This window comes from Flavobacterium sp. Leaf359 (assembly GCF_001423985.1).
Lineage (GTDB): Bacteria > Bacteroidota > Bacteroidia > Flavobacteriales > Flavobacteriaceae > Flavobacterium > Flavobacterium lindanitolerans.
Window position 1 is genome coordinate 222,079 of the sequence record NZ_LMPW01000001.1, and the last position, 14,018, is coordinate 236,096.

Here is a 14,018-nt window from a genome sequence, read left to right on the forward strand (position 1 = left end):
GCTTTTGAACGTGGCCGGGTCTCCAACAGATCTTGTGCATGAAGTATTGGAAGGAACTTGCGGAGGAGGTTTAATCAGCAGATATGTAAGTGATAATGACGTGAGTACTGCCTCAGGATTAACAGCAGGGACTACTTATTATGTAAGGGTATTTAGTAATTCTTCAGACACAGGGGCTACTTCAACTTTTAATGTTTGCATAGGGGTGCCGCCGGTAGGTTCTGTATGTGGAAATCCAATTGTAGTGACAAGCTTGCCATACACCACAACCGATAATACGAACCTGTATGGTGATGATTATGATTTTCCAAATGGAGGAAATTCAGGTTGTTCTGGTACTTCAAACTATTATTTGAATGGTGATGATGTTGTATATGCTTATACGCCAACAACCAACACATCAATTAACATAAGAATTCCAGGAGCAGCAGCATGGTCAGGAATCTTAGTCTATACAAGCTGTAGTGATATTGGAACGGCAGCTGTTGCCTGTGCTTCCGGAAGTGATATCGGAAACAGAGAAATCAATCAGTTTTCTGTTACTGCCGGAACAACATACTATATTGTTCTTTCCACTTTTCCATCGCCACAAAGCTTTGCGTATACCTTGAATATTACGGAAAATACCTGTATAGCTCCAGCAGTTACATTCAGCAGAACATCAAACTGTGCCGTTTCACCAGGATTCTTTGTTAATGCAAACATAACAAGTTTGGGTACGGCAACTTCTTTGACTGTTACAGACAATCAATCAAGTCCGGCACAACAGGTAACGGCTGCAGGTACGGTTCAATTCGGGCCATATCCAAATAACACATCCGTAATTCTTACAGTAGCAAACAATCAGGATGCAAACTGTGTAGTGACAAGCCCGGCACAAAACCAGACAGCTTGTCCTCCGGTAAATGATAATTGTGCTAACGCAGTAGCCATAACGCCTACGGCAACTTTTGTTCCAACAGACGGAACCAATGTTGGAGCTACAGCAAGTTCTACAGAAACTGTACCGGTAAACTGTAACGGATATTCCGGTGGTGATGTCTGGTTCTCTGTAGTTGTACCGCCTAGTGGTAACCTGACTATTGAAACAGGAAATTCAAGCACAGGTGCAAGCGGATTGGATACGGTGGTTACCGTATATTCCGGAGCTTGCGGTTCTTTAGTTCAGGTGGGTTGTGATGATGATGGTGGTGAAGGAGCTTATTCTTTAGTTGCATTATCAGGACAGACTCCGGGTTCAACATTATATTTGAGAGTTTATGAGTATTCAAATGACAGTACGGGAAGTTTTGGTATATCGGCCTATGATTCTTCTTTGAAGACGACATCTTTTGATAATATGAGCTTCAAAGTATATCCTAACCCGGTTAAAGACAGGCTTCATTTGTCTTACACAGAAAACATGTCTGATGTTGCCATATTTAATTTGTTAGGACAGCAGGTTCTTTCAAAGAAAATCAATGCGACAGAAAGCCAGATTGATATGTCAACTTTAGCCGGCGGCACTTATCTGGTAAAAGTAAATGTTGGCAATCAGGTTAAGACATTAAAAATCGTTAAGGAATAATCAATTCATCAAAATATTATGAAAAGCCACCTTTTTTGGTGGCTTTTTTTATACTTTCGTAAAGTATTTTACCCCAAATAATTAACTTATGGAAAAAAATTACTTTGGCCCTATCTCACAAAGAGCAAAAGCAAAACTATTCTTAAAATTTTTATTGCTATTAGTTTCCACAAGCACTTTTTCCCAGACTACTTTAATAAATCCAACTACAGATGGTGGATTTGAAAATGGAAATACATTAGCTGCCAATGGATGGAATGCAGTAAATGCCTCTGTTGATAGCTGGAATGTTGGAAATGTTCCTGTTGCAGGAGCTGGAACAAACTGTGCTTTTGTATCGTCAACAGGAGGTGCGACCTGGCAATATTCGCAAACAAGTTCGGTAATCCATTTGTATAAGAATATAACCGTTCCCGCCAACGAACCTAAAATTACACTTTCCTTTAGATGGAAAGTTGGAGGTGAAGGAACAGGAACCAATGACTGGGATAATATGAAAGCCTTTTTGGTACCTTCCTCTTACAATCCTGTATCAGGGGTTCCGATACCGCCAAACTATCAAATAGGAACATTGTATAAATTAAGTTCTACAAACTGGAGTACCGCCAATATTTCTCTTGCTGTTGTGCCGGGAAATTCTTATAAGCTGGTATTCAGTTGGAAATCTGATATTTTAGATGTCGTGAATCCGCCTGCAGCAATCGACCAGGTTTCTATGATATCCAATCCGCCAAGGACTTTTACATCGGTAGCTTCTGGAAACTGGAATCTTCCCGCTACCTGGGATATAAATGCGGTTCCGACTAGCGCAGACAATGCAATTGTTTCAACAGGAACAACAGTAACCCTTAACGTAAATAATTTAGCCATAAACGACCTTACCATAAACGGAACCCTGAACTATGCAACGGCTGCTGCTACTTTTGCGGTAAAGGGTAATTTGTTGGTCAACACGGGAGGTAATCTGGATGCTTTTGCCGGTACGACAGGAAAAAGTCTGGTGGTTTCACGAAACCTGACAAATAATGGTAATATTGACCTTTCCAAAGGAACGGCAGTTAATAATATTTTGACATTTGACGGTATAATTCCTCAAACAATTGGAGGAACAGGTACATTTACAAACAATCTCATCAGGAACCTCACATTCAACAATTCTTCTACAGGAGTAATAACCTGGAACTTTAATGATTTGAGAGTAGGAGGTAATCTTACTTTCACGAAAGGAAAAGTGGCCTTGGGAAGCAATACGCTGATTTTAGGTACGGGAGTAGCTGCCGGAACAGGAAATAATGCCATTGGAGCACTTGTCTATACTTCCGGAGGATTCGTGTCGGGAACTTTTTCAAGATGGTGGGCAAACACGGCTACCGGAACTGCATTGACTGCTGGAAGTCAGCCAACGGCCGCTTTAGGCAGATATCCTTTTATTAGCAGTACCGGAATTAACAGGGCTGCCTATGTACAGCGTGTCACGCCAACAGTAGGAGGGCAGATAGCTTGTAAATATGTTGATGCAGCTACAACTTCTGCATCGTCAATTTCTGATTCCGGTTATGTGTTGGATTCAAAATATGACGGTAATTGGACGTTTTCGACTCCGGGCACTGTGCCTGTTTCAGCTACATACAACATCGCGCTTATTGGACAAAATGCTTATTTGGCTTCCAATGGAAACAGTAGGATTATCAGGGAAACAGCAGCAGTCGAAGGAACACATCTCAACGGGACAAATCTTCCAATGGGACAAAGAACTGGATTGACATTGGCGCAGTTGACCCAATCACCGCTTTATATTGGCCTTGCTTTTGCGGACACGCCTAATGCTTCAATAGCAAGTGGAAACTGGAACAATGCTGCCATTTGGAGCAAAGGAAACGTTCCTAACTGTAATGAAATAGTAAGCATTGCACCTAACCATACCGTGAGTATAAATTCAGCCGGAAATAGCTGCAAGGGACTTACGGTTTCACTTGGAGGTAAGCTCTCTGTTTCCGGAGGTGATTTGATTGTGGGATGTACAGACAATAACAATACATTAAATGTTTTGGGAGTTTTAGAAGTCACTGCCGGAACCCTGAATGTGAACGGTAATATTTCGACTTCTTTTGGTTCGGTATTTTCTCAAAGTGGGGGGAATATCAATGTGGATGGAAATTCGGGTAATGCTGCAACCAGTGTGCCTAATGGAACCCGAATCATCAACATCATTCCGGAAGATTCTGAAAGCCTGAATTGGACTGGAGGAATACTCACAATAGTCGACCCGCATGCTTCAACAACTGCCAATGATGTTTTAAGGATTGATGGAGCCTTTGAAGGTTCTGTAAATGTAACTTCCGGGCATACAATCCGGTTTGGTGATGGCATATCGGCTCAATCTGGAGGTAATGCCACAAACGGATTCAGAATAAATTGCTGGGCAACGGTAACAGGTTTGCCTTTAGGAAATGTCATTGTAGAAGGTCCGGAAGGAACAAATCGCTATCTTACGAGTACCTATCCGGTTCCGGTTAATGGAGACCTTACGATTAATAATGGTGCCGAGTGCCGTATCTCTACCATTTATTTAAACGGTAGTGCAATGGTCAACATTGGAGGTATACTTACATCAACAACAGGTTTTTTCTTTGCAAATGCAAGATTTGTAAATGAATCAACCGTGGCTTTTGGTCCGAGTTTAAACCTGCAACAGCTGACTAACAACGGAATCATAAGAAATCTTGTTGCTTCGCCTACCGCTAATTTTACAAATATGGTGTTCAATAATGGAAGTACGGCGGGTGTAACCTTAAATTCCCCTGTATCATTAAGCGGAACCCTGACTCTTAATGAAGGCAAGGTAAATACTTCAAATACTAATTTACTAACGGTTGGAACGGTAACTGTGGCTGGTGATATTGCAGGTGGCTCTGCTACAGCATACATCAACGGACCTTTGGCAAGGACCTTCGGTAACAACAGAACGGCAGTAGGTACGTATTCTAATGTGACAATCTATCCGGTTGGAAAAGACGGAAGTTATTTGCCATTTTATATTGACCCGTCAACATCGGGAGGTGCTTTACAGATAAAAGGAGAGGCATTTGTGGCAAATTCCGGAACTTTTCCGTCAAATGTTTCATCACTTTCCAATAACCGTTGGGAAGCCTTACTCATTGCCGGAAACGCAAATTTACTGAATGCAAATGTCAGGATAGTAGATGCAGGCATAACCGCAAACAGTAAAATGCTGAAATCAGCAACAGCAAATGGCGAATATGCGGTATTTTCTCCGGCTTCAATAGTTGCCGCAGACAATTTGTATACTTATTCATCAATCAGAGTGTCTGATTTTTCAGGATATTTTTCTCATGGACAAATAATTTGTAGCGGAACTGTAGCGGAACCAACCGGTAGTCCTGTACAGGATTTCGTAACAGGACAGACGTTGGCTGATTTTGTTGTTAACGGAAGCGATATCATTTGGTATGATGCAGATGGAAACAGACTGCCATTATCAACAATATTGGTGAGTGGTACAACCTATTATGCATCACAAACCATAAATGGCTGTGAAAGTAGTGGCAGGCTTGCTGTTACGGCAGGAATTAACCTGGAGACTGATGATTTTGAGGCAATCGCTTTTAAATATTATCCTAATCCGGTATCAGACAGGTTAAATCTGGTAGCTTCTGAAAACATTGATTCTGTGGAAATCTATAATCTTTTAGGGCAAAGAGTTTTTTCAAAAAAAATAGATGCTATGCAGGAACAGCTTGATTTTTCACAACTACCAAAAGGTACCTACATTTTGAAAGCGGCAATAGGCAATGTGATGAAAAATGTAAAGATTGTCAAAAAATAATAGTTTTTAAAAAGCGATAAAAGCCATCCTCTAACGGGATGGTTTTTTTGTTTATAAAAGTTATCTTTGTTAAAGTTTAAAATTCCGTATGAAATTTTCTTTTATAATTCCGGTCTATAACAGGCCGGACGAAATCGACGAATTATTACAAAGTTTGGTTTTGCAGAAATACGACAAGCCCTTTGAGGTTGTTGTAATTGAGGATGGTTCTACTATTCCGTGCCGACATATTATTGATACTTACCAGGAAAGACTCACCATTTCGTACTATTTCAAAGAAAATTCAGGTCCGGGAGATTCCAGAAATTTTGGAATGAGAAAAGCCCGGGGAGATTATTTTCTGATTCTGGACTCTGATTGTATTCTCCCGCAGGATTATTTGTCAGAAGCAGAAAAAGCATTGGAACTGAATTATGTGGATTGTTTTGGAGGTCCTGACAAAGCTCTTGACAGCTTTTCAGACATACAGAAAGCCATCAACTTTTCCATGACTTCAATTTTGACAACAGGAGGAATTCGCGGAGGTTCTGAAAAAATAGACAAATTCCAGCCCAGAAGTTTTAACATGGGATTGTCTAAAAAAGCATTTGAGGCCAGCCAGGGCTTTGGGAATATCCATCCAGGAGAAGACCCCGACCTTTCCATAAGACTTTGGAAAATGAATTTTGAAACACGATTGTTCCCGAAAGCCTATGTCTATCATAAAAGAAGAATCGATTGGTCAAAATTCTACAAACAGGTAAACAAATTCGGCAAAGCCAGACCCATATTGGATAGTTGGTATCCGGAATACAGTAAGCTGACCTTTTTCTTTCCAACGCTCTTTCTTTTGGTATTCCTTGCTTCGGTGGTATTTTCTTTTTTCTGGACAGGCATTTTTCTGGCCATATATGGTTTTTATTTCTTAGCGATTTTTATTGTTTCCACTTTTCAGAATAAAAGTCTGAAAATAGGATTCTTTTCCCTGATAGCAGTAGTAACACAGTTTTATGGCTACGGCACGGGCTTTCTGAAATCGTTTTGGAATATCAAAGTGCTGAAAAAGAAACCTCAGGAAGTATTTCCGGAGTTGTTTTTTAAAAAATAAATTATCAACATCATGACAAAAATCATCGGTCTGACAGGGGGAATAGGAAGCGGAAAAAGTTCTATTGCCAAACATATAGAATCACTCGGGATTCCGGTTTATATTGCTGATACCGAGGCGAAAAAAATACTCGATACTGCCGATGTAATTGCTAAGGTTATTGCCCTTTTTGGAAATGATATACTGGAAAATGGTAAAATCGACAGAAAAAAAATAGCGGCACTTGTTTTTCAGGACCCGGAAAAACTTAAAAAATACAATGCCATCATCCATCCCGAAGTCTATCTTCATTTTCAGAATTGGGTAAAACAGCATAACAATTATCCACTGGTGGTTAAAGAAGCTGCTATTCTTTTTGAGAGTGGAAGCTATAAAGACTGTGATAAAATTATTTTGGTCACAGCTCCGAAAGAAAACCGCATACAAAGAGTCATGAAGCGCGATGCTGTGACAAGAGAAGCTGTAGAACAGCGAATGTCACACCAATGGGATGATGAGACAAAAAAGTCTATGAGCGATTTTGTAATCGAAAACATCGAATTGGAAAAAGCAAAACAATCTGCAGAAAACATAATTACCCTATTAAGAAATCAATAATTTATGAATTAGATGTTAATGTTTGGTTAATGTATTCATTGATTAAATGTTAAAATGTTAATTTTGTTTTTGATGAATAAGACATTGTTTCGCTTACTGGTTGTGTTAATGAGCCTATCTTTGATAGGAATTATTTTGGTTCAGTTATATTTGATTAATACATCTTTCAATAATAACGAAGAACAATTTAAATACCATGTACAACAGGTTATAGGGAATGTTTCAGAGAAATTAAAGCAGCAGGAAACTTATACAATTGTAAATCAGTATAACATTTTGCGTGACAGCATTGGAAAAGACCCAAACCCAAGCCAATTGCTGGACTTCGTTCTTGTGCAGAAGAACAAAGTTACAAACGAAACTATAATTTATTCAAACAACATTATTGCAGAGGATTATAATATCAATCTGACGTTCTTTGATAAGAAAAAAGATTCGGTTAAGGCGCAAAATTTTATTTCCAAACGCCGAACCGAAATATATTCAGGCAAACCGATTGACAATTCGGGCATCCAGAAAAATACCACTCCAGATATTACAATTGAAAAATCTGGAAACATCGAAATGCTTGAAAGAGCACAATTCGATATGTTCTATAAAGATATTGCAGAAACAAAACCTTTGAAAGACAGGGTTTCAAAAGAAAAGTTGCAAAAAATGTTGCAACAGGAACTGAAGCAGTATGAAGTAAAGACACCTTTCGAATTTGGTATTTACAGTGATGGCCTTGCTACAAAAATCAGGTCAGACAATTTTAAGTTTGACAAGAATTCTACTTTCCAGACACCTATCCTGACCGATAGCGATGGAAAAAGCAAGTACCAGCTGCTGGTAAGCTTTCCGGAAAAAAAGAAATTTCTTTTTACAGATTTGATAGGAATTACGATTTTGTCAATCACATTTACCCTGATTATCATCATTGCCTATGCAAGTGCTTTGAACCAATTGATAAAGCAGCGCCAGATTTCAGAAATCAAGACGGATTTCATCAATAATATGACGCATGAGTTCAAAACACCTATTGCCACCATAAATCTGGCTTTGGATGCAATCAAGAACCCTAAGATTATTGAAGATAAGGAAAAAGTACACCGCTATCTTCAAATGATAAGAGACGAAAACAAGCGTATGCATGCCCAGGTTGAGAATGTGCTCCGGATTTCCAAGTTGGAGAAGAAAGAGCTCGAGATTACTAAGGACCCAATCGACGTGCAAACGATAGTTGAAGATGCCGTAGAACATGTGAATTTGATTGTTGAAGACAGGCAGGGAACAATAAGAACGCATTTTAATGCAACAAGAACAACAACGCTGGTCAACGATGTTCACTTTACTAACGTAATGGTAAACATTCTGGACAATGCGATAAAATATTCGCCGGAAGCTCCGATAATTGATATTTATACAGAAAATGTCAAGGACTTTATCCTGATTAAAGTAAAAGACCAGGGACAAGGAATGGGTAAGGCGGCTCAAAAAAGAATTTTCGAGAAGTTCTACAGAGAACATACCGGAGATTTGCATAACGTAAAAGGTCACGGGTTAGGATTGGCCTACGTGAAAAGAATTGTAGACGACCATAACGGTCAAATATTTGTAGAAAGCGAAAAAGGGAAGGGTAGCACCTTCATTATAAAATTACCACTAATTAATTAAGCTATGGAAAATGTAAACAAGAAAATCCTCCTAGTCGAAGATGACCCTAACTTTGGTTCAATTTTAAAAGATTATCTGAGTCTCAACGATTTCGAGGTTACCTTGGCTAAAAACGGGATGGAAGGTTTCGAGAAATTTAAAAAAGACACCTTCGATTTGTGCATACTTGACGTAATGATGCCTTATAAAGACGGATATACTTTAGCAAAAGAAATCAGAGAGAAAAATAAAGACATTCCTTTGATTTTCTTAACAGCAAAATCGATGAAAGAAGATGTGCTGAAGGGCTACAAAGTAGGAGCAGACGATTATTTGAACAAGCCATTTGACTCTGAAGTATTATTGATGAAAATCAAAGCTATCATCCAGAGAAAGGCTTCAGATAGCAAAGCAGACAATACCAAATTTGAATTCCAGATTGGAAATTTTCACCTGAATTCAAAATTGCGTTTCTTGACATATAAAGACGAAGAACCGATTAAACTTTCCCCAAAAGAAAACGAATTGCTTAAAATGCTTGCGGTTCACGAAAACGACTTAATGCCGAGAGAATTGGCGCTGACAAAAATCTGGCGTGATGACAACTACTTTACTTCAAGAAGTATGGACGTTTACATCGCAAAATTGAGAAAATACTTGAAAGCAGACGAGGATGTAGAAATTTTGAACATCCACGGTGAAGGTTTTAGACTGGTAGTCAAAAACAAAGTTTCAGAATAATACGAGAAAAGCTTCAAGAAATTGGAGCTTTTTTTATTTTAACCTATTTCCAGTCTAGTTCCAGTGCAAAACAAGGTTTTCCGTTTTTGGTAATCGAAAAGATAGATTTGCCTGCATCAGTTTTTTCATCAATTGCTACTTCATCACCAAGTACGAGTTCCTTCATGAAATTCATGTCAAAGCTTTTCAATTGCTGTTTCAGGATTGATTTCGGATTGACAAGGTCAAGACACCATTCCAGATATTTTACATTATTCACATGATTGACAATATCCAAATCGGAAAGTACGACTTTTCGGTCTGCTATTTTTTTCATAGAATCCGGAAGGTCAATTTTCTTTACCCGTTCTTCGGTAGCCAATCGTTCAGGATATTTTTCAAAATGCTCATGTGGAAGAGCCAAAGTTTCCGGTCGGCGTAATTTGGTATTAAAAACGGCCCAATAGGTTTCGCAGCCAATCACTTTTTTACCGTTAACGTGCATTTCCAAAGCCCTTACGGAACGTGAATTTTCTAAAGAAACTATCCAGGTCTTTACAGTGACAATATCTCTCCATTTCGGCAGCGATTCAATCTCCAATTTCATCCTGCTTAATACCCACGCCTGATTGTGTTGCTGCATATCCGTAAAACTGATACCACCAATATCGGCATGGTCGCCTGCAGTGAGTTGGAGCAGGTTGCACAGGTCTGTATATTTAAGATAACCGTTAGGAGTACAATGGGTAAAATTTAATTCCCAGTCACGGCTGTAAATCGATGTAAAATTTGAACTTATTGGCATTCTATAAAATTAGAATAAATAATCAATATGTTCTAATTTACAACAAATGAAAATGAATTAGAATCCATTTCGTTAAAGTCTGTCAAAATGGAAAAAGTAGTAAAGTTGCAATTCCCATTATAAGATTTATAACTGCGTATATTGTTAATGGTTAAAGTGTAATTTCCGGATTCTAAAAGTCTAATCCCAATTCGGTTCTTAAATGAATTACCATCCCTAATCAAAATAAAAAAATTTCTCTCGGATTCACCTTGAGCAATAACTGTTGTCCGTGTACTCAAAGTAAGATAGTTATATTCAATATAAGCAGATTCTTTTTTTAACACAACATCATAGTAAAGTTTATGGTCCAATTCAAACAAATCAATATTTGAGTCTGATGTTTCTTGGTTTCTATCAACTGAAGCGGTTAACCAAAGAACATCATTTAAACTATATTCAGCCTGGCGATTCTCAATAGTAATCAAATCGTCCTTGTGAATCTCTATAAAGCGTCCGCAAGGAGAATCATCAGGGTCACATTGTGTTGCCAATAAAAAAGGAAATGTGGCGAGTAGAAGTATTAATTTTTTCATGGTTTTTATTTTCCAATTAGATGGTTAGAATTGATATAGGTTGCGTCAGGTTAGCAGTTTTTTTATATAGTCAATTACTTTTCCTGTTTCAGTCTTGTAGTCAAACCATCTAACGTTTTCTGTTCTTTTAAACCAAGTCATCTGGCGTTTGGCAAAATGCCGCGTATTTTTTTTGATTTCCTCAACGGCAAAATCCAAAGTACTATCGCCGTCAAAATAGCTGAACAGTTCGCGATAGCCAACAGTTTGTAATGCATTCAGGTTTTTGTTTGGATAGAGTCTTTCGGCTTCTTTTAATAATCCGGCTTGCATCATAAGGTCCACCCGCAGATTGATTCGTTCGTACATTTCAGCACGTTCCGCTTCCAGTCCAATTATAATTGGAGTGAAGTTTCGGGTGTTCTTTTTCCGGTTCAGGAAGGAAGAATACGGCTTACCGGTTCCGACAGATACTTCCACAAAACGCATCAACCTTTGTGGATTTTGCAAGGTTTGGGGATTTTCTTTTGAAAGAGTATCAAAATAAGTTTTATCCAGTTTTTCTAATTCCTGCTGCAGATAGCTAATGCCTGATTTTTCATAGTTTGATATAATTTCTTTCCGTATGGACGGGTCAATTTCCGGAAAACTATCAAATCCTTTAAGTATGGCATCCACATATAACCCGGAACCTCCTACTAATATGGCATAATCATTTGTTTCGTATAATTTATCCAGCAAACTGATGGCTTCCCGTTCAAAATCGCCTACTGTATAATTTTCAAAAACAGATTTATTCTGGATGAAATGATGCGTAGCAGCATCGAGTTCTTCTTTTGAAGGAACAGCCGTACCAATAGCCATTTCTTTGAAAAACTGACGTGAATCGCATGAAATAATATCACAATTAAAACTTTTGGCAAGTTGGATACTCAGGGCAGTTTTGCCAATGGCTGTTGGGCCGATAATGGTAATCAGGTATTTCATAAGCTATGTCCGCAATGGTAACAATATTTCGCATCGTCTCTATGATGGTCTGCACTGCAATTAGGGCAAACCTGAGTGTTTTGATGCACCGTCTTGTCTTTTGACATAAATTCGGCCGTGACCAATCCGGTTGGTACGGCAATGATACCATATCCTAAAATCATAATTATCATAGAAACAAATTGCCCCAATGGTGTAATCGGCGTAATATCGCCAAAACCCACCGTAGTTAAAGTAACTATAGTCCAGTAAATACTCATAGGAATACTGGTAAAGCCGCTTTCGGGGCCTTCAATCATATACATGATTGTTCCCAGAATAATACAGAGTACGATAACACTAAAGAGAAAAACGGCAATCTTTAACCGGCTTTTTTTTAAGGCACGTACTAGCTGATTTGACGCCCCAACAAAATGTACGAGTTTTAAGATTCGGAAAATTCGAAGTAGTCTGACGGCACGTAAGGAAACAAGAAAGTGCAATCCCGGAAAAAGCAGGTCTATATAACTAGGCAGCGTAGCCAGCAAGTCAATAATCCCGTAAAAGCTGAAAATATACTTTAAAGGTTTTTTGACTGCAATTACTCTCCCTATGTATTCAAGCGTGAAAAAAATAGTGACAATCCACTCAATTACTGCCAGTTCCTGACCATATATCAATCGTATTGTGACAACGCTTTCGAGCATTACGGCAACAATACTTACAATAATCAACAATAACAGAAAGAGGTCGAAAAGCTTACCAAACGGAGTATCGGCTTCATAGATAATTTCATGAAGCTTATTTCGTAGCCTTTCTGTTTTAGTGATTTCCAAATCAGTAGTTGTCGATTTATATCAAATTTACTAAAAGTCTTAAAAAGATAAGGTTTTAAGGACTTTCTTTTTTTTGAGATAGCTCAAAATTATGTTTTTAGAATCCCGGTTGCTTTTCATCGGGATGATAATATTTTTTAGGATGTCGATATTGTTTACCTGATAATTGAGGTCGAAGAAGGCATAACCCTTGAAAATTCCATCTTCAATAAGTATGGCACTTCTTTCCTGAATATTTCTTCCTCTGTCAATGATAATCATATTCTGCTTTTGGTACTCGTTATTTTCAAAAAAGCTTTCTACGCGGATGTTATATTCTTCTGATGATTCTTTTTGAATACAGGCACCATTACATTGATTGAGCTCATATGGAAAACAGTGGCTTTTTACAGTTTCCAAACCGTTTATTTTCTGGCAAAGCTGATAACTGTCCGTTATCTTGAACAAGACACTTTGGGCTTCTGCAGGACTAGAAAATGAAGCCAGTTCCTTTTTCCGGGCATCTGTTTTTTGGATTCTTAAAGCAATATAACCATTCAAATCCTTTTCTTGATAAAGTGACCAGGGAAAGATGGTTTTCTTTAGCGAACGATTGTATTTTGGCTTGTTGATTTTGATTTCTTCTGCCTCTTTTAAAAGTGCTATCAGTTCGCTTCCGGTTTCTTCATAGGTTACGTCAAAAACTTCCAGCTGTATTTTTTTAGATTTGGAAGAACTTCCGGTAAAATGCTGATTGACGCGTTTTTTGATATTTCTGCTTTTTCCAATATAAATCAGGTCACCATTTTCTTTATGGATATAATAAATTCCTGTGGTGGAAGGTAATTTTGATACGATATCGAGAAGTTTTGGAGTAAGTCCTTTTTCAATTTCGGTTTTGACAAAACTCTTGACAATTTCTTTTTCAAGGTCTTTGGCCAAAAGCATTTTAAAGAGCTTTACAGTTGCCATAGCATCACCGGTAGCTCTATGTCTGTCAGCCATAGGAATGCCTAATGCACGGACTAATTTTCCTAAGCTGTAGGAAACCTGGTCAGGAATCAGTTTTTTGGATAATTCAACAGTGCAAAGATTTTTGCGTTGGTAGTCATAACCAAGACGGGTGAATTCTGTACGCAAAATTCTGTAATCAAATTGAGCATTATGGGCTACGATTATACAATCGTCTGTAATTTCAATAATGCGTTTTGCAATTTCATAAAACTTAGGAGCGCTGCTTAACATGGCATTGTTAATGCCGGTTAATTTTACTACAAAGGGCTGTATTGCCTTTTCAGGATTGACAAGACTGATGAATTGGTCAACGACTTCATGTCCGTCAAATTTATAGATAGCAATTTCCGTAATTCCTTCTTCATTATATTGGCCGCCGGTTGTTTCTATGTCTAATATTGCGTACAAATT

The 14,018-nt window shown here is 38.3% G+C and carries 11 protein-coding genes; 6 read left to right on the top strand and 5 right to left on the bottom strand.

Annotation, left to right across the window (positions count from 1 at the left end):
* The 6 genes from ASG38_RS00980 to ASG38_RS01005 all read left to right on the top strand — a co-directional run.
* Window positions 1-1,567, top strand: a 1,567-nt coding sequence (locus ASG38_RS00980; RefSeq protein WP_162239632.1) for a T9SS type A sorting domain-containing protein, incomplete at its 5' end; no start/stop codon positions are given.
* Window positions 1,568-1,655: 88 nt separating this feature from the next.
* Window positions 1,656-5,414, top strand: coding sequence for a T9SS type A sorting domain-containing protein (locus ASG38_RS00985; RefSeq protein WP_056065839.1), 3,759 nt, complete (start codon window positions 1,656-1,658; stop codon window positions 5,412-5,414).
* A gap of 88 nt (window positions 5,415-5,502) precedes the next feature.
* Window positions 5,503-6,501 (top strand): glycosyltransferase family 2 protein, encoded by a 999-nt coding sequence (locus tag ASG38_RS00990; protein WP_056065842.1) that lies wholly within the window; start codon window positions 5,503-5,505, stop codon window positions 6,499-6,501.
* A 12-nt stretch (window positions 6,502-6,513) separates the two neighbouring features.
* Complete coding sequence (gene coaE, locus ASG38_RS00995; protein WP_056065846.1) at window positions 6,514-7,098, top strand: dephospho-CoA kinase; 585 nt, start codon at window positions 6,514-6,516, stop codon at window positions 7,096-7,098.
* A 72-nt stretch (window positions 7,099-7,170) separates the two neighbouring features.
* Window positions 7,171-8,754, top strand: a complete 1,584-nt coding sequence (locus ASG38_RS01000) for a sensor histidine kinase KdpD (protein WP_056066722.1) — start codon at window positions 7,171-7,173, stop codon at window positions 8,752-8,754.
* Between the two features lie 3 nt (window positions 8,755-8,757).
* Window positions 8,758-9,474, top strand: coding sequence for a response regulator transcription factor (locus ASG38_RS01005; protein ID WP_056065849.1), 717 nt, complete (start codon window positions 8,758-8,760; stop codon window positions 9,472-9,474).
* A gap of 43 nt (window positions 9,475-9,517) precedes the next feature.
* On the opposite strand, the gene ASG38_RS01010 is transcribed toward ASG38_RS01005, so the two are convergent.
* Genes ASG38_RS01010 through ASG38_RS01030 form a run of 5 tightly spaced genes read right to left on the bottom strand, consistent with a single transcriptional unit; the run spans window position 9,518 to window position 14,015 of the window.
* Window positions 9,518-10,258: an acyl-[acyl-carrier-protein] thioesterase gene (locus ASG38_RS01010; protein WP_056065852.1), complete on the bottom strand. Its 741-nt coding sequence runs from the start codon at window positions 10,256-10,258 to the stop codon at window positions 9,518-9,520.
* Window positions 10,259-10,290: 32 nt separating this feature from the next.
* Window positions 10,291-10,833 (bottom strand): hypothetical protein, encoded by a 543-nt coding sequence (locus ASG38_RS01015; RefSeq protein ID WP_056065855.1) that lies wholly within the window; start codon window positions 10,831-10,833, stop codon window positions 10,291-10,293.
* A 45-nt stretch (window positions 10,834-10,878) separates the two neighbouring features.
* Window positions 10,879-11,799, bottom strand: coding sequence for a tRNA (adenosine(37)-N6)-dimethylallyltransferase MiaA (gene miaA, locus ASG38_RS01020; protein WP_056065858.1), 921 nt, complete (start codon window positions 11,797-11,799; stop codon window positions 10,879-10,881).
* A complete protein-coding gene (locus tag ASG38_RS01025; protein ID WP_056065861.1) occupies window positions 11,796-12,614 on the bottom strand; it encodes an ion transporter in 819 nt (272 codons plus the stop codon). The genes miaA and ASG38_RS01025 overlap by 4 nt, the downstream gene beginning before the upstream one ends.
* Before the next feature lie 39 nt (window positions 12,615-12,653).
* Window positions 12,654-14,015 (bottom strand): exonuclease domain-containing protein, encoded by a 1,362-nt coding sequence (locus ASG38_RS01030; protein ID WP_056065863.1) that lies wholly within the window; start codon window positions 14,013-14,015, stop codon window positions 12,654-12,656.
* Between the last annotated feature and the right edge of the window lie 3 nt (window positions 14,016-14,018).

Bases quoted from the DNA above. Each gene is read 5' to 3' on its own strand.
- ASG38_RS01005 (WP_056065849.1), top strand. From the start codon at position 8,758: ATGGAAAATGTAAACAAGAAAATCCTCCTAGTCGAAGATGACCCTAAC.
- ASG38_RS01015 (WP_056065855.1), bottom strand. From the start codon at position 10,833: ATGAAAAAATTAATACTTCTACTCGCCACATTTCCTTTTTTATTGGCA.
- ASG38_RS00985 (WP_056065839.1), top strand. From the start codon at position 1,656: ATGGAAAAAAATTACTTTGGCCCTATCTCACAAAGAGCAAAAGCAAAA.
- miaA (WP_056065858.1), bottom strand. From the start codon at position 11,799: ATGAAATACCTGATTACCATTATCGGCCCAACAGCCATTGGCAAAACT.
- ASG38_RS01000 (WP_056066722.1), top strand. From the start codon at position 7,171: ATGAATAAGACATTGTTTCGCTTACTGGTTGTGTTAATGAGCCTATCT.
- coaE (WP_056065846.1), top strand. From the start codon at position 6,514: ATGACAAAAATCATCGGTCTGACAGGGGGAATAGGAAGCGGAAAAAGT.
- ASG38_RS01010 (WP_056065852.1), bottom strand. From the start codon at position 10,258: ATGCCAATAAGTTCAAATTTTACATCGATTTACAGCCGTGACTGGGAA.
- ASG38_RS00990 (WP_056065842.1), top strand. From the start codon at position 5,503: ATGAAATTTTCTTTTATAATTCCGGTCTATAACAGGCCGGACGAAATC.